Below are 20,384 nucleotides of genomic sequence, written 5' to 3'. Positions count from 1 at the left end.
CAATGTATACGCTTCCGACCTGTGAGCTAGATAGGCCGGCGAGTATAGGGATGGGTATACGGCAAGTAAACCCTCCAACCCCTTGTTTTTCTTGGGGTTGGAGGGTATTGCTTTTTAGGATGTATACGTTTTAAAACTTATGATTGCTACTGGCAAGCTTCGCAATCCGGCTCGTCAATCGCGCAGGCCTTTGGCACGGGGGCCGGGCCGGCCGGTGCGGCAAGTACCGAATCATCACCGTGGTTGCCGCTGGAAACAGCGTTCAGCTTGCCGGTGTTGATGGTCGACTTCTCGGTGCTGGTTGCAGCCAGGGCACGGAGGTAGTAAGTGGTTTTCAGGCCACGGTACCAAGCCATGCGGTAGGTCACGTCCAGCTTCTTGCCCGAAGCGCCGGCGATGTACAGGTTCAGGGACTGGGCCTGGTCGATCCACTTCTGGCGACGGCTGGCGGCGTCAACGATCCACTTGGTGTCCACTTCGAAGGCAGTCGCGTAGAGCTCCTTGAGTTCTTGCGGGATGCGTTCGATCTGCTGCACGGAACCGTCGTAGTACTTCAGGTCGTTGATCATCACCGAGTCCCACAGGCCACGGGCTTTCAGGTCGCGGACCAGGTACGGGTTGATCACGGTGAATTCGCCCGACAGGTTCGATTTCACATACAGGTTCTGGTAGGTCGGTTCGATCGACTGCGAGACGCCGGTGATGTTGGCGATGGTGGCGGTCGGTGCGATGGCCATGATGTTGGAGTTACGAATACCTTTCTGCACACGGGCACGTACCGGCGCCCAGTCCAGGGTTTCGTTCAGGTCAACGTCGATGTACTTCTGGCCACGGGCTTCGATCAGGATCTGTTGCGAATCCAGCGGCAGGATGCCCTTGGACCACAGCGAGCCCTGGAACGTCTCGTAGGCGCCGCGCTCGTCGGCCAGGTCGCAGGAAGCCTGGATCGCGTAGTAGCTGACCGCTTCCATGGACTTGTCGGCGAACTCGACCGCCGCATCCGAACCGTAAGGAATGTGCTGCAGGTAAAGCGCATCCTGGAAGCCCATGATACCCAGGCCAACCGGACGGTGCTTGAAGTTGGAGTTCTGCGCCTGTGGTACCGAGTAGTAGTTGATGTCGATCACGTTATCGAGCATGCGTACGGCGGTGTTGACAGTGCGTTCCAGCTTGGCGGTGTCCAGCTTGCCGCCCACGATGTGGTTCGGCAGGTTGATCGAGCCCAGGTTGCAGACAGCGATCTCGTCCTTGTTGGTGTTCAGGGTGATCTCGGTGCACAGGTTCGAGCTGTGGACCACGCCCACATGCTGTTGCGGGCTGCGCAGGTTGCATGGGTCTTTGAAGGTCAGCCATGGATGGCCGGTTTCAAACAGCATGGACAGCATCTTGCGCCACAGGTCTTTGGCCTGGATGGTCTTGAACAGCTTGATCTTGCCTGGGTACTGGGACAGGGCTTCGTAGTACTCGTAGCGCTCTTCGAAGGCCTTGCCGGTCAGGTCATGCAGGTCTGGCACTTCGGATGGCGAGAACAGGGTCCACGGGCCGTCATCGAAGACACGCTTCATGAACAGGTCAGGGATCCAGTTGGCGGTGTTCATGTCGTGGGTGCGACGACGATCATCACCGGTGTTCTTGCGCAGCTCGATGAACTCTTCAATGTCCATGTGCCAGGTTTCCAGGTACGCACAGACAGCGCCTTTGCGCTTGCCGCCCTGGTTTACTGCCACGGCGGTGTCGTTCACGACCTTGAGGAACGGCACGACGCCCTGGGACTTGCCGTTGGTGCCCTTGATGTACGAACCCAGTGCACGGACCGGCGTCCAGTCGTTGCCCAGGCCGCCAGCGAATTTGGACAGCATGGCGTTGTCGTGGATCGCGTGGTAGATGCCCGACAGGTCATCCGGCACGGTGGTCAGGTAGCAGCTCGACAGCTGTGGACGCAGGGTGCCGGCGTTGAACAGGGTCGGGGTCGACGACATGTAGTCGAAGGACGACAGCAGGTTGTAGAACTCGATGGCACGGTCTTCTTTGTGCTTCTCTTCGATCGCCAGGCCCATGGCCACGCGCATGAAGAACACCTGCGGCAGTTCGAAGCGGATCCCGTCCTTGTGGATGAAGTAACGGTCGTACAGGGTTTGCAGGCCCAGGTAGGTGAACTGCTGGTCACGCTCGTGGTTGATCGCCTTGCCGAGTTTTTCCAGGTCGAAGGTGGCCAGGATCGGGTTCAGCAATTCAAATTCGATACCCTTGGCGATGTAGGCCGGCAGGGCCTTGGCGTACAGGTCGGCCATTTCGTGGTGGGTAGCGCTTTCGGCGACTTTCAGGAAACCCAGGCCTTCGGCACGCAGGGTGTCCATCAGCAGGCGTGCGGTCACGAACGAGTAGTTCGGCTCACGCTCAACCAGGGTGCGGGCGGTCATCACCAGTGCGGTGTTGACGTCGGTCAGGGCCACGCCGTCGTACAGGTTCTTCAGGGTTTCACGCTGGATCAGGTCGCCGTCGACTTCTTCCAGGCCTTCGCAGGCTTCGGTGATGATGGTGTTCAGGCGGCCCAGGTCCAGCGGCGCGAACGAACCATCAGCCAGGGTAATGCGGATCGACGGGTGCGCTTGCACGGCTTCGGCGGCCGGTGCGTGTACGGCACGCTCCTTGGCGCGCGAATCACGGTAGATCACGTAGTCGCGGGCCACTTTCTGCTCGCCGGCGCGCATCAGGGCCAGTTCGACCTGGTCCTGGATTTCTTCGATGTGGATGGTGCCGCCCGATGGCATGCGACGCTTGAAGGTCGCGGTGACTTGTTCGGTCAGGCGGGCAACGGTGTCATGGATACGCGACGAAGCGGCAGCGGTGCCGCCTTCAACTGCAAGAAACGCTTTGGTGATGGCGACGGTGATTTTGTCATCGGTGTAAGGAACGACAGTGCCGTTACGCTTGATCACGCGCAATTGGCCGGGCGCGGTGGCGGACAGATCCATATTCGAATCAGCGCCCTGCGGCACGGAGCCTTGCGGGTTCTCGCGAGTTGTGTCGGTTTGCATGGGGGGTTGTCTCCACATTCTATATTTATTTGGGCACCATCACGGTGCCCACCGTTCCGTCCTGAAGCACTTACAACAGGCCTTGGCCTGGCATAACAACCTCGGGACAGGAGGAAGGGAGCTGTTCGCGCCGCTTCCATGCCGAAGTCTTCGGTTCCAAGCCCTGGGCTCTTTACCGTATTGCTGTGTGGGTGTCGTTTGTATTGCAACACCCGTACCGCTTTCTCCCGTTCGGGCTGGAAAACAGCAGCCATCCGCGTGCGCGGTTTGGGCTTTCGAAAAAGGTTTAAGTTCCACCAAACAGGAGCAAGAAAGCGCTTGAGTTTCTTGTCTGATTTGTGTTTGGTCTTTTCGCTTGAAACCCTACATGTAGGGTTTTTTTTAGCGACAAGCTACAAGATAATGCGTTTTCGGAGGCTTAGCAACGCACTAGCTGTGGATAACGCTGTGGGTAAAATGTGTATGAAAGGCGGAACAGCCGTGTAGGCCGCAGTACTGCTGCATCGCACCGTTTGTCACCGAATATTCCAAGCTGAAAACACCTGGTTGGATTTTTGCGGGCGCGAACCCTATCACAAAAAAACATGATCACCGAATGCATTTCCTGGCTTGTGTTGCAGGGTCAGGCCATGGCTACAATCGGCCTTTATTCCTACACTGTTATGCCCTTTGTGCATGACAAATTAGGTATGGCTGGTGAAGATCAAAATGTGGGAGCGGGCTTGCCCGTTCCTACATTTGAAACTGCACAGTCCTGGCAAGTGACTTATAAAAAAGAGGCCCCCCGTGGAGCAAGAAGCCTGGCAGGTATTGATTGTCGAGGACGACCAGCGTCTGGCTGAGTTGACCCGTGACTACCTGGAAAGCAACGGCCTGCGGGTCTCCATCGAAGGCAACGGGGCCCTGGCGGTGGCGCGGATCATTGCCGAGCAGCCGGACCTGGTAATTCTCGACCTGATGCTGCCCGGCGAAGATGGCCTGAGCATCTGCCGTAAGGTACGCGAGCGCTACGACGGGGCGATCCTGATGCTCACCGCGCGTACCGACGACATGGACCAGGTCCTGGGCCTGGACATGGGCGCCGACGACTATGTGTGCAAACCGGTGCGCCCGCGCCTGCTGCTGGCGCGGATCCAGGCCTTGTTGCGGCGTAGCGAAAGCACCGAGCCCGCCGCCCCGGAAAAGCAGCGGCGCCTGCAGTTCGGCCCGCTGGTGGTGGACAATGCGCTGCGTGAAGCCTGGCTGCACGACGGCGGCATCGAGTTGACCAGCGCCGAATTCGACCTGTTGTGGCTATTGGTGGCCAATGCCGGGCGCATCCTGTCCCGGGAAGAGATCTTCACCGCCCTGCGCGGCATCGGCTATGACGGCCAGGACCGCTCCATTGACGTACGCATCTCGCGGATCCGCCCGAAAATCGGCGACGACCCGATCCACCCGCGCCTGATCAAGACCATCCGCAGCAAAGGCTACCTGTTCGTCCCGCAAGCTGCCGCCGACATGCTGTCGTGAACTCGATCTTCCTGCGCATCTATGGCGGCATGTGTGCGGCGCTGATCCTGGTCGCCCTGCTCGGCGTACTGGCCCTGCACCTACTCAATGAGGTGCGCAGCGGCCAGTATCGCGAGCACCTGGCCCACGGCACCTTTGCCCTGATGGGGGACAACCTGCAACCGATGAGCAGCATCGAGCGCAAGCGGGCCCTCGCGGTATGGGAGCGTTTGCTGGGGATTCCCTTGCAGTTGCAGACGGTGGCGGATGCCCGCCTGGACCTGAGCCAGCGCAATCGCCTGCAACGCGGCCAGGTCCTGGTGGAGCAGACCGGACCCCATGCGGCCCGGGTCCTGCGTCTGGTCAGTGAAACAGAGCAACTGCTGCTCACCGGTGAGGTACAGCAGATCAGTGAGCAATTGGCCCGGGCCACCATTTACTTGCTGGCTGACGAACTGGTGCGTTTTCCGGTGGCCGAGCAGCCGCAACGCCTGGCCGACCTGAAAGAGGCCAAGGGCTTCGGCTTTGAAATGCATCTGCTCAAGCTTGACGACGCCGATATGGACGAGGACCAGCGGCGTCGCGTGGCCGAAGGCGATACGGTGATGGCCCTGGGCAAGGGTGGCGACTCGATCCGCGTGTTTGCCGGCATGGTCGGCACGCCGTGGGTGTTGGAAATCGGCCCGCTGTACCAGATGAATCCTTATCCTGCGCAGTGGTTGGTGCTGATTGCCTTGATTGGCCTGACCCTGATCGGCCTGATTGTGTATTTGCTGGTGCGCCAACTGGAGCGCCGCCTGCGCGGGCTCGAAGCGGCTGCCACGCGGATCGCCAAAGGCAACCTGGAGGCCAGGGTACCGGCACGCGGTGCCGACTCGGTAGGGCGCCTGGCTGCGGCCTTCAATGGCATGGCCGAGCACTTGCAACGCCTGCTGGCGATCCAGCGTGAACTGGTGCGTGCGGTGTCCCATGAGTTGCGTACGCCGGTGGCGCGCCTGCGCTTTGGCTTGGAGATGATCGGCGACGCCGCCACGCCCGAAGCCCGGCGTAAATACATGGAAGGCATGGACAGCGATATCCAGGACCTCGACGGCCTGGTGGATGAAATGCTGACCTATGCCCGCCTGGAGCAGGGGTCGCCGGCCTTGAGCTTTCAGCGGCTCGACCTGAGTGCCTTGCTCGACCAGGTGATCAGCGAACTGGCGCCTTTGCGGCCAGGTATCGAGGTGGCACGGGGAGTGTGCCTGTCATCGACGCACCTGGACGCTGCCTGGGTCGACGCCGAGCCGCGTTACCTGCACCGTGCCCTGCAAAACCTGGTGAGCAATGCCATGCGCCATGCCCAGTCACGGGTGCTGATCAGCTACCAGGTGGGCCAGGTGCGTTGCCGCATTGATGTTGAAGACGATGGCCCGGGCGTACCGGAAAGTGCCTGGGAGCGGATCTTTACCCCGTTCCTGCGCCTGGATGACAGCCGTACCCGTGCTTCGGGCGGGCATGGGCTGGGTTTGTCGATTGTGCGGCGGATTATCTATTGGCATGGTGGGCGAGCGTTGATCAGCAAGAGCAACAACCTGGGGGGCGCGTGTTTCAGCCTGAGCTGGCCCCGGGACCAGGACAAAACCTGACTGCTCCTACAGGGATATGCAGTGGATCAGGCGCTGATCGCCACCAGGCTCAACAACTGCCCCTCTTGCACCGCAAACTGCCCCTCCAGCTCTTTGCCATGGCGCCACTCACTGGACAAGTCCGTCAGCAACCGCAGGCGCAGCGAGCCGGCCTCCGACCACTGCACCACCTCCGCGTGCTCAAAGTAAAAACGCTTCTGCACAATCGGGTAGAGCGCCTTGAACAGGCTTTCCTTGGCCGAAAACGTCAGGGTCACCCATTGCGCAATCTGCTCCCGTGACCCGGCGCCCATGCGTTGCATTTCATCCGGGGTGAGGATTTCCCCGGCCAGGCGCTCGGCCCGCTCAAGGGGCAACAGGTTCTCCAGGTCCATGCCCAGCCCGCGCCATTGCGCCTTGTGCCCGACAATGGCCGCCGCATGCCCGGTGCTGTGGGTGATCGAACCGCTGATATGGCCGGGCCACACCGGCGCACGGTCCTCACCGATGGCGGGAATGAAGTCCAGGCCTGCCAATTGTTTTAAGGCGCTGCGGGCGCACAGCCTGCCGGCAAGAAACTCGGCCTGGCGCTTGGCCACTGAGCGCTGGATGCTCGCCGGTGGTGGTACGGCGCAGCGCTGGAAGTCGCCGGCTTCCAGCAATTTGGGCTCAAAGCGGGTGCTCAGGAACACCGTGCCGGGCAAGGTGGTGGGCAGCGGCCAGTGATCATCAAGTGGGGTGCAGCAGGCGGGTATCGGGTTCATACCGGCTATTCTGCACGGGGCGGCACTCCCCTGGGTAGCCCGCCGGTTCAGACAGTGTTCAGTTCAACGGCCGTAAACTGCGCAGGCATACCTTCAGGGCCGCTATGATGTTTCCCTGCGGGACAGTGGATTGGCCTTGGAGAGCGTTATGAAATTGCTGGTTGTCGAAGATGAGGCGTTGTTGCGCCATCACCTGTTGACCCGTCTTGGCGACAGTGGCCACGTGGTCGAAGCCGTGGCCAACGCCGAAGAGGCCCTGTACCAGACCGGGCAATTCAATCATGACCTGGCGATCATCGACCTGGGGCTGCCGGGCATGGACGGCCTGGGCTTGATCCGCCAACTGCGGGCCCAGGCCAAGACCTTCCCGATCCTGATCCTCACCGCGCGCGGTAACTGGCAGGACAAGGTCGAAGGCCTGGCTGCCGGGGCTGACGACTATGTGGTCAAACCCTTCCAGTTCGAGGAGCTGGAGGCGCGGATGAACGCCCTGTTGCGCCGCTCCAGCGGCTTTACCCAATCGACCATCGTCGCCGGCCCCTTGCTGCTCGACCTCAATCGCAAACAGGCATCCCTGGATGAGCAGCCCCTGGCGCTGACGGCGTATGAGTACCGAATCCTCGAATACCTGATGCGTCACCACCAGCAAGTGGTGGCCAAGGATCGGTTGATGGAGCAACTCTATCCCGATGACGACGAGCGTGATCCGAACGTGATTGAAGTGCTGGTCGGCCGTCTGCGTCGCAAGCTAGAAGGTCCGGCCGGGTTCAAGCCCATCGATACCGTGCGCGGCCTGGGTTACCTGTTTAACGAGCGCTGCCGTTGATCCGTTCGCTGCGTGTGCGCTTGATGCTGGCGGCCACCACCCTGGCCGTGTTGTTCATGCTAGGGCTGTTGCCGGCGATGCAGGGGGCATTCAGCCTGGCGTTGCAGGACTCCATCGAGCAGCGCCTGGCGTCGGATGTGACCACGCTGATCTCTGCCGCGCGGGTTGATAACAACCGCTTGCTGATGCCGGCGCAACTGCCGGACGAGCGCTTCAACCTGACCGACAGCCGCCTGCTGGGCTACATCTATGACCGCGAAGGCCATCTGGTGTGGCGTTCGCGGGCGACTCAGGAAGAAAACATCAACTACCGCCCGCGCTACGATGGGCGCGGCAACGAATTCGCGAAGATTCGCGAGGCCAACGGCCAGGAATTCTTCGTCTATGACGTCGAGGTCAAGCTGTTGGGGGGCAAGAGCGCGGCGTTCAGTATTGTCGCCCTGCAGCCGGTGCGCGAATACCAGGTGACCCTTGAAGGCCTGCGGGAAAACCTCTACCTGGGCTTCGGCGCGGCCTTGCTGGTGTTGTTGAGCCTGCTGTGGATCGGCCTGACCTGGGGCTTGCAGGCCCTGCGACGGCTGAGCCAGGAACTGGATGAAATCGAAGGTGGCACCCGTGAAAGCCTCAGCGAGCAACACCCCCGGGAGTTGCTGCGCCTGACCGGCTCCCTCAACCGTCTGCTGCACAGCGAGCGCGAGCAGCGTAGCCGTTATCGCGACTCCCTGGACGACCTGGCCCACAGCCTGAAAACCCCGCTGGCGGTGTTGCAGGGCGTGAGTGAAGACATGGCCCAGCGTCCCCAGGACCTTGAACAGGCGCGGGTGCTGCAGTCGCAGATCGAGCGCATGAGCCAGCAGATCAGCTACCAATTGCAGCGCGCCAGCCTGCGCAAAAGCGGCCTGGTGCGCCATCAGGTGCGCCTGCGCCCGGTGTTGCAAAGCCTGTGCGACACCCTCGACAAGGTCTACCGTGACAAGCGTGTGCGGGTGTCTTTCGCGTTGCCGGAGCAATGCGACGTGCCCATCGAGCAGGGCGCCTTGCTGGAATTGCTCGGCAACCTCCTGGAAAACGCTTACCGGCTGTGCCTGGGCGAAGTGCGTGTGACCCTGGATGAAAGTGCCGATGGCGTGCGCTTATGCATCGAAGACGACGGCCCCGGCGTGCCCGCCGACCAGCGCGCGCGGATCCTGCAGCGCGGCGAGCGGTTGGATCGCCAGCATCCGGGGCAGGGAATTGGATTGGCGGTGGTCAAGGACATCATTGAAAGCTACGGCGCGCGGTTGACCCTGGGGGATTCGCCTTTAGGGGGCGCGGCGTTCAGGATTCATTTTCCGGCGGTGTGATCTTTGTTGGACTGATGGGCCTCATCGCCGGCAAGCCCTAATTCTCCTGCGCCCGATACGCCCCCGGCGTCACCCCCGTCCACTTCTTGAACGCCCGGTGAAAGGCCGAAGGCTCGGAAAACCCCAACTGCTCGGCAATCTCCTGCAACGACAGATCCGCGCGCCCCAGATGAAAAATCGCGATATCCCGGCGCAACTCATCCTTGAGTGCCTGGAAACTGGTGCCTTCCTCGCGTAAATGCCGGCGCAGGGTCTGTGGGCTGATGTGCAGGTGCTGCGCCACGGCCTCCAGGTCTGGCCAGGGGGTGCGGTCGCGGCTCAGCAGGCGACGCAACTGGCTGCTCAGGCTGTCGCCTTCGTCCGGCCGGGACAGCAGGTCGGCGGGGGAGCGCTCAAGGAAGTGCTTGAGGGTGCGTTCATCCTGCAGCAGTGGCAGGCTCAGGTAGCGGCTGTGGAACAACAGGCTGCTGCTGGCCGCGCCGAAGCCCAGGGGGCAGGGGAACAGCAAGTCGTACTCGCTGGCATGGGCTGGCATCGGGTAGCTGAAGGTTGCCTGCTCCAGGCGGATACGCTGGCCAACCAGCCAACTGCCGAGGCGATGCCATATCACCAGCAGGCTTTCGCTCAAAAAGTGATCCGGATCCCACAGTTGCGAGTCATCCAGGCTCAGGCGAGCCATGTCGCCTTCACGGCTCAGGCGCCAGCGCGGCCCCTGGGGGAACAGGCTGTAGAACAACAAGCCACGCTCCAGCGCCTTTTCCAGGGTACGGCAATGAATCAGCGCGTGGCACATCATGGCGAAGGTGCCGCGCTTGCTCGGCCCATCGGCGAAGCCCAGGTACTCGTCATCCAGGGCCTGCCACAGCATTTGCAACAACCCCGTGAACTGCTCCGGCGCGATGCGCGCGCGGGGCTCTGCCAGCAGTTCCGGGGTAATGCCCAGTTGCTGCAACAGTGTCGAGCAGTCGTAGCCGGCCCGGTGCGCACCGCCTAAGGCTGCGCGGGCGTAATGACTGGCGATGGTGCGTTCGCGCATGCAGGGGCCTCGTCCATTGAGTGGCCGATGGTAGCCATCGTGCGGTGGGTGGACAAGGCGGATATCCGCCAAATTGTAGGACGAGATCGGAGTGGCGGGCGGATATCCGCCATCTGTTTCAGCCCTTGGACCAGCTGTAAATAGTCGTCAGCCCCCATGGCTTGGGTGTTACGGGGTTTTTCAGGAAAGTGGCACGCCGTTTGCGATAGGGAGCACAGACCTGCCAGCCAGCAGCTCGCCAAAACAAATCCCTCCAGTGCAGGAGGGTTCGCAATTCAAGTGTCGTGGGCAATGGCGGATATTTGCCCCACGGGACTCTTGAGGAAACTTTGCAATGACGACTCGTCAGCCGTTCTACAAAACCCTGTACTTCCAGGTAATCGTTGCCATCGTTATCGGTATCCTGCTCGGTCACTTCTACCCGCAGACCGGTGTGGCCCTCAAGCCCCTGGGTGACGGCTTTATCAAGCTGATCAAAATGGTCATCGCCCCCATCATCTTCTGTACCGTGGTCAGCGGCATCGCCGGCATGCAGAGCATGAAGTCGGTGGGCAAGACCGGTGGCTACGCGCTGCTGTACTTCGAAATCGTATCCACCATCGCCCTGCTGATTGGCCTGATCGTGGTCAACGTGGTGCAGCCAGGCGTTGGCATGCACATCGATGTCGCCACCCTGGATGCGTCGAAAGTGGCCGCTTATGTCACCGCCGGTAAAGACCAGAGCATCGTCGGCTTTATCCTCAACGTGATCCCCAACACCATCGTCGGCGCCTTCGCCAACGGCGATATCCTGCAAGTACTGATGTTCTCGGTGATCTTCGGTTTCGCCCTGCATCGCCTGGGTGCCTATGGCAAGCCGGTGCTGGACTTCATCGATCGCTTCGCCCACGTGATGTTCAACATCATCAACATGATCATGAAGCTCGCGCCAATTGGTGCCCTGGGCGCCATGGCGTTCACCATCGGGGCCTACGGTGTTGGCTCGCTGGTGCAACTGGGCCAGTTGATGATCTGCTTCTACATCACCTGCATTCTGTTCGTACTGGTCGTATTGGGTGGCATCTGCCGCGCCCACGGCTTCAGCATCCTGAAACTGGTGCGCTACATCCGTGAAGAACTGCTGATCGTACTGGGTACTTCCTCCTCTGAATCCGCACTGCCGCGCATGCTGATCAAGATGGAGCGCCTGGGCGCGAAGAAATCGGTGGTTGGCCTGGTTATCCCGACTGGCTACTCCTTCAACCTCGACGGTACTTCGATCTACCTGACCATGGCTGCCGTGTTTATCGCCCAGGCGACTGACACCCACATGGACATCACCCATCAGATCACCCTGCTGCTGGTGCTGTTGCTGTCCTCCAAAGGCGCTGCCGGCGTGACGGGCAGTGGTTTCATCGTACTGGCCGCGACCCTGTCGGCCGTTGGCCACCTGCCGGTGGCCGGCCTGGCGCTGATCCTCGGTATCGACCGCTTCATGTCCGAAGCGCGTGCGCTGACCAACCTGGTCGGTAATGCTGTGGCGACCATCGTTGTCGCCAAGTGGGTCAAGGAGCTGGACACCGACAAGCTGCAAAGCGAACTGGCTTCCGGCGGTACCGGTATCTCCGAAACCCGTGAACTGGACGACCTGGGCGTAGCCGAAGGCCCGGCCCCGGCGATCAAGTAAAGGCTCAAGCGCTCTAAAAAACCCATCTTCGGATGGGTTTTTTTATGGTCGGGCGAGCACAACGGTCACTGTCGATGATGCTTGTGGTAATTGCCGCTGGCGCCCAAGGCTGACTACTCTGTGCCCCATCGAACTGGAATCGGAGCTCTCATGTCAGGCCCCTTGGCGTCCCTCAAAGTGCTGGATTTCTCGACCTTGTTGCCGGGGCCTTTCGCTTCGCTGCTGTTGGCGGACATGGGCGCCGAGGTGCTGCGTATTGAGTCCCCCACGCGCATGGACCTGCTGCGGGTGTTGCCGCCCCACGACCGTGGCGTGTCGGCCAGCCATGCCTATCTCAACCGCAACAAGCGCAGCCTGGCCCTGGACCTCAAGCAGTCCGAGGCGCTGGAGATCGTGCGGCAATTGGTGGCGGACTACGACATCGTACTGGAGCAGTTCCGCCCAGGGGTCATGGAGCGCCTGGGCTTGGGTTATGAAGCGTTGAAGGCGATCAACCCGAAGCTGATCTATGTGTCCATCACTGGCTACGGCCAGACCGGCCCCTACAAGGACCGCGCCGGACACGACATCAACTACCTGGCACTGTCCGGCATCGCCAGCTACACCGGGCGCGAGGACAGCGGCCCGTTGCCCCTGGGCGTACAAGTGGCGGATGTGGCTGGCGGCTCGCTGCACGCCGTGGTCGGCCTGCTGGCGGCGGTGATTGCGCGCCAGCACAGCGGGGTGGGCCAATACCTGGATGTGAGCATGACCGACTGTGCCTTCAGCCTCAACGCCATGGCCGGTGCAGCTTACCTGGCCTGTGGCGTGGAGCCCGGGCGCGAAGACCAGGTACTCAATGGCGGCAGCTTCTACGATTACTACCGCTCGCGGGATGGGCGCTGGCTGTCGGTGGGCAGCCTGGAACCGGGGTTCATGCAGCAACTGTGTGCTGCGCTGGGATGTCCGGAACTGGCGGCCAAGGGGTTGTCGCCCAAGCCTGGGCAGCAGAAGGCCCTCAAGCAGGCATTGCAGATTGAGTTTGAGCGGCACAGTTTTGAGGAGCTGTGTACGTTGTTTGCCGGGGTAGACGCTTGCGTGGAACCGGTGCTCAGCCTTGGGGAAGCGTTGGAGCATCCGCAATTAAAGGCCAGGGAGCTGGTCAGCCAGGTGCCGTGTGGGGATGACTCGTTCCAGGCGCAGATGGCCTGCCCGCTGAAATTTTCCGAGGGGTTGCCGCAGCCGAGGCATATTGGGGTGGCGGTAGGGGCGCACAGTGATGAGGTGTTGGGTGAGTTGGGTTTCAGCACTCAGCGGATTGCCGAGCTGCGGGGTGCCAAGGTCGTAGGATAGTGGCTGTTTGGGCCCCTTCGCGAGTAAGCCCGCTCCCACATTCTGAATGTATTCACAAATCAAAATGTGGGAGTGGGCTTGCTCGCGAAGGGGCCGGAACAGGCACCCAGAAACCTCACTCCACCCGAGTCTCCCCGGTAAACACCAACGTCTCCCGACATCTGCGGCACAAATACCGCCGCCCCTGGTTCACCAGCCCATGGCGCTGGGCCGAGAATGGGAAGTCACTGTCGGCACACGGGCAGCGATAGATGTAGCGGGTCACCCGCCGGCGCTGGATCTCATAGGTATGGCATCGATCAGGCGGCAGTTCGTAGACCCCGCGCATGATCAACTGCCATTCCTCGCCATGGGGCTGGATACGTTCGCCAAACAATTGGTGGGCGATCAGGTGCGCCACTTCGTGGGCCACCGTCTGTTTGAGGAAGTGTTGGCTGTTTTCTCGGTACAGCTGGGGGTTGAAGCGCAGCAGGTTCTCGTGCAGATGCGCGACACCGGCTTTCTGCCCACGTAGCTTGAGGCTGACCCGGGGGCGTTTGAAACTTCGTTTGAAAAAGGATTCGGCTTGCAGGAAACAATCTTCGACGCGGGTATTGAGTTGCTCGGGCATGCTGTACATATCTCCAGAGAGATCCAGTATGCCGCATCCAGGGGCACTTCCGAATCCGCCAGGCGCCGAATGGTCATGCAGAACGCAAAAAGCCACCTTGCGGTGGCTTTTCCTGCGGTTGAAAGCGAGTCAGCTGGTGTAGATCGGCCCCACGCCGAGGCCCCAGACGATCACGGTAAAGGCCATGATTGCCACCAGTACCACCAGGCCTACCGCCAGCACCGAGCTGGAAAACAGGAAGCCTTCGTCCGGGTCGATGCTCATGAAGGTCGGCAATCCTACATACAGCAGGTACACCGTGTAGCAGATGGCGGCGGTGCCCACGACCATGCCCAGCCACATATGCGGATACAGCGCCGCCAGCCCGCCGATAAACAGCGGCGTGGCGGTGTAGGTGGCGAACGCGACGCAGCGCGCCATGCTCGGATTGGCATCATAGGTACGTGCCATCCAGTGAATGAAGGCGCCCATTACCGCAACGCCGCCGAGCATCGCCAGGTACGACATGATGGTCATCCACAACGCACTTTCCTGGGTCAGCATGACCGGGGAGCGGTTGCCGATGACCCAGCCGACCTGGGTGGTGCCGATAAAGGCTGATACGGCGGGGATCGCCGCAAGAATCAGCGTGTGAGTGAGGTACATGTGGCCGATGCTTTCTTCTTTATCGCCACGAATTTCCCGCCATTCCTGGTCGGGATGGGTGAAAAGCCCCACGACGTGATGGATCATGCCAGTCACTCCTGTCGTTATTACCATCGCCCCCCAAGCGGAGCGCCCGCCGGCCAAGTGGCCTGAAAGGTCTGGATATATGTGCGACCTCAAGTCGCAGTATAGGAAGTGATGATCGGAAAAAGTGTGTGGCTTTAGAGCAAATTGCGCTGTAAACACGGGGCTTAATCGCGCCTGGGTCTGTGACGTGGAATGCAGTCCCCTGTGGGAGCGGGCTTGCTCGCGATAGCGGTAGGTCAGGCAGCGGATTTATTGATCGATCCACCGCCATCGGGAGCAAGCTCCCTCCCACATTGGAACTCGGTGCTCCATACCGCTAAAATACCGGGCTTTTCGTCACATACCTTTTCGCGGATCCAAGCGCCATGGGCACCCTTACCGTCAATCAGAACAAACTGCAAAAACGCCTGCGGCGCCTGGCCGGTGAGGCTGTCGCTGACTTCAACATGATCGAGGAGGGCGACAAGGTCATGGTCTGCCTGTCTGGAGGCAAAGACAGCTACACCATGCTCGACGTGCTGATGCACCTGCAAAAGGTTGCACCGATCCAGTTCGACATCGTCGCCGTCAACATGGACCAGAAACAGCCCGGCTTCCCCGAGGATGTGCTGCCGGCCTACCTCAAGGCCCTGGGCATCGAGTACCACATCGTCGAGAAGGACACCTATTCGGTGGTCAAGGAACTGATCCCGGAAGGCAAGACCACCTGCTCGCTGTGCTCGCGCCTGCGCCGTGGCACTCTGTACACCTTTGCCGATGAAATCGGCGCGACCAAGATGGCCCTCGGTCATCACCGCGATGACATCGTCGAGACCTTCTTCCTCAACATGTTCTTCAACGGTTCCCTCAAGGCCATGCCGCCCAAGCTGCGCGCCGATGACGGGCGCAACGTGGTGATCCGCCCGCTGGCGTATTGCAACGAGAAGGACATCCAGGCCTACTCCGACTTCAAGCAATTCCCGATCATCCCCTGCAACCTCTGCGGTTCCCAGGAGAACCTGCAGCGCCAGGTGGTCAAGGACATGCTTCAGGAGTGGGAGCGCAAGACGCCGGGGCGCAGCGAGAGCATCTTTCGCAGCTTGCAGAATGTGATCCCGTCGCAACTGGCCGACCGCAATCTGTTTGACTTCACCAGCCTGCGCATCGACGAAACCGCCGCTTCGCGCTTCGTCAACATTGTGAACCTCTGAGCCTTTTCCAGGCTCTGACAGACGGCGCTCATGGGCGCCGTTTTCATTTCAACCCGTAGGAGAGGGCATGCGCGATTACAAATGGCTGCACGAATACTGCCTGAACCGCTTTGGTTCGACGGCCGAGCTGGAAGCCCATCTGCCAGTGCCCAAGACATCGGCGCAGTTGCGTCAGATCAGCGATGATCGTTATCTGTCGACCCTGTCGCTGCGGGTGTTCCGCGCCGGGCTCAAGCACAGTGTGGTGGATGCCAAGTGGCCGGCGTTCGAGCAGGTGTTCTTCGGCTTCGATCCAGAAAAAGTCGTGTTGATGGGCGCCGAGCACCTTGAGCGCCTGATGCAGGACACACGAATCATCCGTCATCTGGGCAAGCTCAAGAGCGTGCCGCGCAATGCGCAGATGATCCTCGATGTCGCGCAGGAAAAGGGCAGCTTTGGTGCACTGATTGCCGATTGGCCGGTGACCGATATCGTCGGTTTGTGGAAATACCTGAGCAAGCACGGCCACCAGTTGGGCGGGTTGTCGGCGCCGCGTTTCTTGCGCATGGTGGGCAAGGACACGTTTGTGCCCAGCTATGACGTGGTCGCGGCGCTCAATGCACAGGAGATTGTCGACAAGGCCCCTACCAGCCTGCGGGACCTGGCGACGGTGCAGGCAGCATTCAACCAGTGGCACGTCGAGAGCGGGCGGCCGATGTGCCAGTTGTCGATGATGCTGGCTTATACGGTCAATCATTGAGATCGAGGTGATGCCATCGCCGGCAAGCCAGCTCCCACAGGGGAATGCATTCCAAATGTAGGCGCTGGCTTGCCAGCGATGGGGGCCTGACGGGCCCCACAAACCCCCTCAGGCCGGCTGGCCTTCCCCCGCCAGCCGCCGGTTCAACTGGAACCGCCAGCGCACATACAGCAGCGCCGTGCAGAACACCGCCAGGCTCGCCAGCATTTCCAGCACGCCAAACCACTGGCGATTCGGGTCATAGGCTGCCAGGGCGCCCTTGATGAAGTACAGGTTCACCACAAAGCACATCCATGAATGCCCGCGCGCACTGCCCATGAGCATGCCAGGCGCAAGGATCAGCAGCGGCACCAGTTCGATCAGCAGGATCACCCAGGGACGCGCGCCATGCAGGTCGGCGACCAGCAGGTAGTAGACGCAGAGCAACCCCACCAGGCCCAGGAACGCCAGCAGGCTCAAGGCCCGTGCCACCTTGACCCGGGGCTCCAGCCAGGCCTGGGCCGGCAGGACTTTAGGCTTCTTGGCCACGGCCACTCTCCAGCTTCGCCGCAGTCTTCGCCAGGCGCAGGCCCAGGGCGCGACACAGGGCGATTTCATGGGGATCCAGGGCTCGCTTGCCGTCGGCGCCGGAATGGTGGCTGGCCCCGTAGGGCGTACCGCCGCCCTGGGTGTCGAGCAGGGCCTGTTCACTGTAAGGCAGGCCAGTGATCAGCATGCCGTGGTGCAGCAGCGGCAGCAGCATCGACATCAAGGTGGTTTCCTGGCCACCGTGCAGGCTGGCGGTCGAGGTGAAGACCCCAGCCGGCTTGCCGACGAGGGCGCCGGTCAGCCACAGGTTGCTGGTGCCGTCGAGAAAGTACTTCAACGGCGCGGCCATGTTGCCAAAGCGCGTCGGGCTACCCAGGGCCAGGCCCGCGCAGTTCTTCAGGTCGTCGAGGCTGGCGTACAGCGCGCCTTCGGCCGGGATGCTCGGGGCGACGGCCTCACACTCGCTGGAGATCGCCGGCACGGTGCGCAGGCGCGCTTCCAGGCCGCCTTGCTCGATGCCCCGGGCAATCTGCCGGGCCATTTCGCTGACCGAGCCGTTGCGGCTGTAATACAGCACCAGGACGTAGGGCGCGCTCACGGCAGGATCTCCAGGATATTTTCCGGCGGACGGCCGATCACGGCCTTGTCGGCGGTGGCCAGGATCGGCCGTTCCATCAGCTTGGGATGGGCGGCGATGGCGGCAATCAACTGCGCTTCGCTGAGGTGGGTATCGGCCAGGTTGAGGGTCTTGTATTCGTCTTCGCCGGTGCGCAGCAATTGCCGGGCACTGATTCCCAGCTTGCCGAGCAGGGCTTGGAGCTGCGCAGCGTCCAGTGGGGTTTCCAGGTAGCGCACCACGTCGGGCGTCAGGCCACGGGCTTGCAGCAGTTCGAGCGCACCGCGGGATTTCGAGCAGCGCGGGTTGTGATAAAGCGTCAGATCGGTCATGTGCGGGTCGCATCTTGCGTAAGGTGGCGGGTATTCTACCTGCGCTGCGGCTTGTCCTTAAACCGTAAGAGGCGATCGGCCGCAGCCCACGTTCATTTTTTTGCTAAGGATTACCCCATGACACGGCGACTGATAGGCGCACTGGCAGTTATCACCACTCTGCTGCTCAGCGGTTGCGGCAATGACTATGGCGTCGACCAATACGGCCAGAAAGTCGCGTCCGAACGCATCGACAAGCAATGGCTGGTGATCAATTACTGGGCTGAATGGTGCGGCCCTTGCCGTATTGAGATTCCCGAACTCAACGCCCTGGCCGAGCAGCTCAAGGGCCAGCCGGTGAGTGTGTTTGGCGTCAACTTCGATAATGTGCAGGGGGAAGAGCTCAAGAGCGCCAGCGAGAAGCTGGGCATCAAGTTCACCGTATTGGCGCAGAACCCCGAGGCGATTTTTGATATCCCGCGCAGCGAAGCCTTGCCGGTGACCTACATCATCGATGACAAGGGCAAGGTGCGGGCACAGATGTTGGGTGAGCAGACAGCGGCGGGCGTATTGGCCAAACTCAAAGAGTTGCGCGGCTAGCCCCCTTGCAGGAGCCGGCAAGCCGGCTCCTGCAGGGCGATCAGCCTTCTTCCAGCCACAAGCGCAGCGGCTTGCCCTCGGCAGGCCAGAAGCGGGTCTGTTCGATGGGAGAGATGTCCCAGCGCTGCACGGTTTCCAGGGCCTTGAAGAAGCGGTGCTCCTGTTCCATCAGGGCCTCGGCACACAGCTTGCGGGTGCTGCCGATCTTGCCGAAGCTGAGCTTTTCACCGTCCAGGCTGTATGGCGCGAACCAGTGGTTGCAGCCGCCATTGCCATAGGCCCGGCCATCGGCACCGAGGGTCACGGTCAGGTGGGCGTAGTCCATCAGGGGACGCTCGCCGATCCATTCCACGATGTAGCTGTGATCCTGCTTGAGCCTGACCTCATCGCTGGCGCAGCCGGCAAGGCCGACGCCCAGCGCTGCGACCATCAGCAGGCTCTTCATGGCGCGGCCTGCTGGCATTTCGGGCAACGATGCTTGTCGCCGATCGTGGCCCAGCCCAACTCGGCAATGCGCGCCGTGGCGGCAGGTTGTAGCGGTTCCTTGGTCAGCTTGGTTTCCACCGAGAACTCAAACTCCAGCACGGCGTCGCAGCTGTCGCAATTGACCTTCCAGGTGTGGATCTCCAGTTCGCCGAATTTCGGCCCTTGCGCCATGGCGACCCACTGCCCGGCCGGGCGGATGGAGTAGCGCGCATCGCCTTCGACAGTGAGGCGCATCGACAGGGTCTTGCTTCCACGCAAGGTGACGATCAGCACATCGCCATGCTTGATCGAGCCACCATTGCCGGTGACTTGGTATCGGCCCGGCACCAGGGCGCGGCATTCGATCAGGGTGTGTTGTGGGCTCAGCAAACTGAAGCGGAAATCGTGTTCGGCCATGGATCCTCCAAATAGGCGCGGCATCCTATCACGCTCGTCTGTTTACCATGCGCGCGGTATGTGACCGTTGATCATCCGTGCACCAGGTTTTGTGGCTGGCCAGTGGCCCAGGCCTGGATATTGGCGAGGGTGGTCCCGGCAATCGCCGCCAGCGCTTCGCGGGTCAGGAAAGCCTGGTGCGCGGTGATAATCACGTTGGGGAAGGTCAACAGACGTGCCAGCACGTCGTCCTGCAAGGGCAGGTCCGAACGGTCTTCAAAGAACAGTTGGGCTTCTTCCTCGTACACATCCAGCCCCAGGTAGCCCAATTGCCCGTCCTTGAGCGCTTCAATCAGCGCCGGGGTATCCACCAGGCCGCCGCGTCCGGTATTGATCAGCATCGCCCCTGGCTGCATATGGGCCAGGGATTGCGTATTGATCAGGTGTTTGCTGTCGGCGGTCAGCGGGCAGTGCAGGCTGATGATCTGCGCCTCGGCCAGCAAGTGGGGCAGGCTGACATAGCGTGCGCCAAGGGCTTCGACCTGAGGGTTGGGAAACGGGTCGTAGGCCAGCAAGGTGCAGCCGAAACCGGCCATGATCTTGGCAAAGGTCGCGCCGATCTGCCCGGTGCCCACCACGCCAACGGTCTTGCCCACCAGGTCGAAGCCGGTCAGGCCGTGCAGGCTGAAGTCGCCGTCGCGGGTGCGGTTATAGGCGCGATGCAGGCGGCGGTTGAGGGCCAGCACCAGGGCCACGGCATGTTCGGCCACCGCATGGGGCGAGTAGGCGGGCACCCGCACGATGGTCAGGCCCAGGCGTTTGGCGGCGGCCAGGTCCACATGGTTGTAGCCGGCCGAGCGCAGGGCGATCAAGCGTGTGCCACCGGCGGCCAGGTGTTCGAGCACTGGGGAGCTGAGGTCGTCGTTGATAAAGGCACAGACCACCTCATGCTTGTCGGCCAGGGCCACGGTGTCGAGGTTCAGGCGTGCGGGCTGGAACTGCAGTTCCATGCCTGCAGGCAAGGGTTCTGCGAGGAAACTGTCGCGGTCATAGGCTTGGCTGCTGAAGAGGATGATGCGCATCGAAGGGCTCCC

Annotated in this window: 20 protein-coding genes; 9 read left to right on the top strand and 11 right to left on the bottom strand. The window is 61.4% G+C overall.

The window, feature by feature from the left end; genetic code table 11:
• Positions 1-146 precede the first annotated feature (146 nt).
• Positions 147-3,038 carry a ribonucleoside-diphosphate reductase subunit alpha gene (locus HZ99_RS09090; protein ID WP_038442518.1) on the bottom strand — a complete coding sequence of 964 codons (2,892 nt, stop codon included), beginning with the start codon at positions 3,036-3,038 and terminating at the stop codon, positions 147-149.
• 786 nt (positions 3,039-3,824) lie between these two features.
• Here HZ99_RS09090 and HZ99_RS09085 point away from each other — a divergent pair.
• Positions 3,825-4,550 carry a response regulator gene (locus HZ99_RS09085; RefSeq protein ID WP_038442517.1) on the top strand — a complete coding sequence of 242 codons (726 nt, stop codon included), beginning with the start codon at positions 3,825-3,827 and terminating at the stop codon, positions 4,548-4,550.
• A complete protein-coding gene (locus tag HZ99_RS09080; RefSeq protein WP_038442516.1) occupies positions 4,547-6,157 on the top strand; it encodes an ATP-binding protein in 1,611 nt (536 codons plus the stop codon). The genes HZ99_RS09085 and HZ99_RS09080 overlap by 4 nt, the downstream gene beginning before the upstream one ends.
• Before the next feature lie 26 nt (positions 6,158-6,183).
• On the opposite strand, the gene HZ99_RS09075 is transcribed toward HZ99_RS09080, so the two are convergent.
• Entirely contained in the window at positions 6,184-6,900 is a 717-nt protein-coding gene (locus HZ99_RS09075) for a 4'-phosphopantetheinyl transferase family protein (RefSeq protein WP_038442515.1), read from the bottom strand.
• A gap of 148 nt (positions 6,901-7,048) precedes the next feature.
• On the opposite strand from HZ99_RS09075, the gene HZ99_RS09070 reads away from it, so the two are divergent.
• Positions 7,049-7,726, top strand: coding sequence for a response regulator transcription factor (locus HZ99_RS09070; RefSeq protein WP_038442514.1), 678 nt, complete (start codon positions 7,049-7,051; stop codon positions 7,724-7,726).
• A complete protein-coding gene (locus HZ99_RS09065; protein ID WP_038442513.1) occupies positions 7,723-9,069 on the top strand; it encodes an ATP-binding protein in 1,347 nt (448 codons plus the stop codon). Before HZ99_RS09070 ends, HZ99_RS09065 begins: the two co-directional genes overlap by 4 nt.
• A gap of 37 nt (positions 9,070-9,106) precedes the next feature.
• On the opposite strand, the gene HZ99_RS09060 is transcribed toward HZ99_RS09065, so the two are convergent.
• On the bottom strand, positions 9,107-10,105 hold the full coding sequence (locus tag HZ99_RS09060; RefSeq protein WP_038442512.1) for an AraC family transcriptional regulator: 999 nt from the start codon (positions 10,103-10,105) through the stop codon (positions 9,107-9,109).
• Positions 10,106-10,439: 334 nt separating this feature from the next.
• On the opposite strand from HZ99_RS09060, the gene HZ99_RS09055 reads away from it, so the two are divergent.
• Both HZ99_RS09055 and HZ99_RS09050 read left to right on the top strand, forming a co-directional pair.
• Positions 10,440-11,771: a dicarboxylate/amino acid:cation symporter gene (locus HZ99_RS09055; RefSeq protein WP_038442511.1), complete on the top strand. Its 1,332-nt coding sequence runs from the start codon at positions 10,440-10,442 to the stop codon at positions 11,769-11,771.
• Positions 11,772-11,921: 150 nt separating this feature from the next.
• Positions 11,922-13,103, top strand: coding sequence for a CaiB/BaiF CoA transferase family protein (locus HZ99_RS09050; protein ID WP_038442510.1), 1,182 nt, complete (start codon positions 11,922-11,924; stop codon positions 13,101-13,103).
• 115 nt (positions 13,104-13,218) lie between these two features.
• On the opposite strand, the gene HZ99_RS09045 is transcribed toward HZ99_RS09050, so the two are convergent.
• Together HZ99_RS09045 and HZ99_RS09040 are read right to left on the bottom strand one after the other, a co-directional pair.
• Positions 13,219-13,713 (bottom strand): SprT family zinc-dependent metalloprotease, encoded by a 495-nt coding sequence (locus HZ99_RS09045; protein WP_038448024.1) that lies wholly within the window; start codon positions 13,711-13,713, stop codon positions 13,219-13,221.
• Positions 13,714-13,842: 129 nt separating this feature from the next.
• Positions 13,843-14,445, bottom strand: a complete 603-nt coding sequence (locus HZ99_RS09040) for a Yip1 family protein (protein ID WP_038442509.1) — start codon at positions 14,443-14,445, stop codon at positions 13,843-13,845.
• Between the two features lie 365 nt (positions 14,446-14,810).
• Between HZ99_RS09040 and ttcA the strand changes: the two genes are divergently transcribed.
• On the top strand, positions 14,811-15,635 hold the full coding sequence (gene ttcA / locus HZ99_RS09035) for a tRNA 2-thiocytidine(32) synthetase TtcA (RefSeq protein ID WP_038442508.1): 825 nt from the start codon (positions 14,811-14,813) through the stop codon (positions 15,633-15,635).
• 67 nt (positions 15,636-15,702) lie between these two features.
• Positions 15,703-16,374: a DNA-3-methyladenine glycosylase I gene (locus HZ99_RS09030; RefSeq protein WP_038442507.1), complete on the top strand. Its 672-nt coding sequence runs from the start codon at positions 15,703-15,705 to the stop codon at positions 16,372-16,374.
• A gap of 108 nt (positions 16,375-16,482) precedes the next feature.
• On the opposite strand, the gene HZ99_RS09025 is transcribed toward HZ99_RS09030, so the two are convergent.
• Genes HZ99_RS09025 through arsC form a run of 3 tightly spaced genes read right to left on the bottom strand, consistent with a single transcriptional unit; the run spans position 16,483 to position 17,850 of the window.
• Entirely contained in the window at positions 16,483-16,902 is a 420-nt protein-coding gene (locus HZ99_RS09025; RefSeq protein ID WP_038442506.1) for a DUF2069 domain-containing protein, read from the bottom strand.
• Positions 16,886-17,500 carry an NAD(P)H:quinone oxidoreductase gene (gene wrbA / locus HZ99_RS09020; protein ID WP_029299742.1) on the bottom strand — a complete coding sequence of 205 codons (615 nt, stop codon included), beginning with the start codon at positions 17,498-17,500 and terminating at the stop codon, positions 16,886-16,888. Before wrbA ends, HZ99_RS09025 begins: the two co-directional genes overlap by 17 nt.
• Entirely contained in the window at positions 17,497-17,850 is a 354-nt protein-coding gene (gene arsC / locus HZ99_RS09015; RefSeq protein ID WP_038442505.1) for an arsenate reductase (glutaredoxin), read from the bottom strand. The genes wrbA and arsC overlap by 4 nt, the downstream gene beginning before the upstream one ends.
• A 117-nt stretch (positions 17,851-17,967) precedes the next feature.
• Here arsC and HZ99_RS09010 point away from each other — a divergent pair, with 117 nt between their 5' ends.
• Entirely contained in the window at positions 17,968-18,429 is a 462-nt protein-coding gene (locus tag HZ99_RS09010) for a TlpA disulfide reductase family protein (RefSeq protein ID WP_038442504.1), read from the top strand.
• 40 nt (positions 18,430-18,469) lie between these two features.
• Here HZ99_RS09010 and HZ99_RS09005 read toward each other — a convergent pair whose 3' ends face one another.
• The 3 genes from HZ99_RS09005 to HZ99_RS08995 form a co-directional block, all read right to left on the bottom strand.
• Positions 18,470-18,874: an META domain-containing protein gene (locus HZ99_RS09005; protein WP_038442503.1), complete on the bottom strand. Its 405-nt coding sequence runs from the start codon at positions 18,872-18,874 to the stop codon at positions 18,470-18,472.
• Positions 18,871-19,311, bottom strand: coding sequence for a hypothetical protein (locus HZ99_RS09000; protein ID WP_038442502.1), 441 nt, complete (start codon positions 19,309-19,311; stop codon positions 18,871-18,873). The genes HZ99_RS09005 and HZ99_RS09000 overlap by 4 nt, the downstream gene beginning before the upstream one ends.
• A 71-nt stretch (positions 19,312-19,382) precedes the next feature.
• Positions 19,383-20,372, bottom strand: a complete 990-nt coding sequence (locus tag HZ99_RS08995; RefSeq protein ID WP_038442501.1) for a 2-hydroxyacid dehydrogenase — start codon at positions 20,370-20,372, stop codon at positions 19,383-19,385.
• Positions 20,373-20,384: the final 12 nt, after the last annotated feature.

Origin of the sequence: Pseudomonas fluorescens, from assembly GCF_000730425.1 — a bacterium.
Classification (GTDB): domain Bacteria; phylum Pseudomonadota; class Gammaproteobacteria; order Pseudomonadales; family Pseudomonadaceae; genus Aquipseudomonas; species Aquipseudomonas fluorescens_X.
This window is presented reverse-complemented; position numbering and strand designations above follow the sequence as displayed.

Bases quoted from the DNA above. Each gene is read 5' to 3' on its own strand.
- HZ99_RS09090 (WP_038442518.1), bottom strand. From the start codon at position 3,038: ATGCAAACCGACACAACTCGCGAGAACCCGCAAGGCTCCGTGCCGCAG.
- HZ99_RS09075 (WP_038442515.1), bottom strand. From the start codon at position 6,900: ATGAACCCGATACCCGCCTGCTGCACCCCACTTGATGATCACTGGCCG.
- HZ99_RS09070 (WP_038442514.1), top strand. From the start codon at position 7,049: ATGAAATTGCTGGTTGTCGAAGATGAGGCGTTGTTGCGCCATCACCTG.
- HZ99_RS09060 (WP_038442512.1), bottom strand. From the start codon at position 10,105: ATGCGCGAACGCACCATCGCCAGTCATTACGCCCGCGCAGCCTTAGGC.
- HZ99_RS09055 (WP_038442511.1), top strand. From the start codon at position 10,440: ATGACGACTCGTCAGCCGTTCTACAAAACCCTGTACTTCCAGGTAATC.
- HZ99_RS09050 (WP_038442510.1), top strand. From the start codon at position 11,922: ATGTCAGGCCCCTTGGCGTCCCTCAAAGTGCTGGATTTCTCGACCTTG.
- HZ99_RS09045 (WP_038448024.1), bottom strand. From the start codon at position 13,713: ATGCCCGAGCAACTCAATACCCGCGTCGAAGATTGTTTCCTGCAAGCC.
- HZ99_RS09040 (WP_038442509.1), bottom strand. From the start codon at position 14,445: ATGATCCATCACGTCGTGGGGCTTTTCACCCATCCCGACCAGGAATGG.
- ttcA (WP_038442508.1), top strand. From the start codon at position 14,811: ATGGGCACCCTTACCGTCAATCAGAACAAACTGCAAAAACGCCTGCGG.
- HZ99_RS09030 (WP_038442507.1), top strand. From the start codon at position 15,703: ATGCGCGATTACAAATGGCTGCACGAATACTGCCTGAACCGCTTTGGT.
- arsC (WP_038442505.1), bottom strand. From the start codon at position 17,850: ATGACCGATCTGACGCTTTATCACAACCCGCGCTGCTCGAAATCCCGC.
- HZ99_RS09010 (WP_038442504.1), top strand. From the start codon at position 17,968: ATGACACGGCGACTGATAGGCGCACTGGCAGTTATCACCACTCTGCTG.
- HZ99_RS09005 (WP_038442503.1), bottom strand. From the start codon at position 18,874: ATGAAGAGCCTGCTGATGGTCGCAGCGCTGGGCGTCGGCCTTGCCGGC.
- HZ99_RS09000 (WP_038442502.1), bottom strand. From the start codon at position 19,311: ATGGCCGAACACGATTTCCGCTTCAGTTTGCTGAGCCCACAACACACC.
- HZ99_RS08995 (WP_038442501.1), bottom strand. From the start codon at position 20,372: ATGCGCATCATCCTCTTCAGCAGCCAAGCCTATGACCGCGACAGTTTC.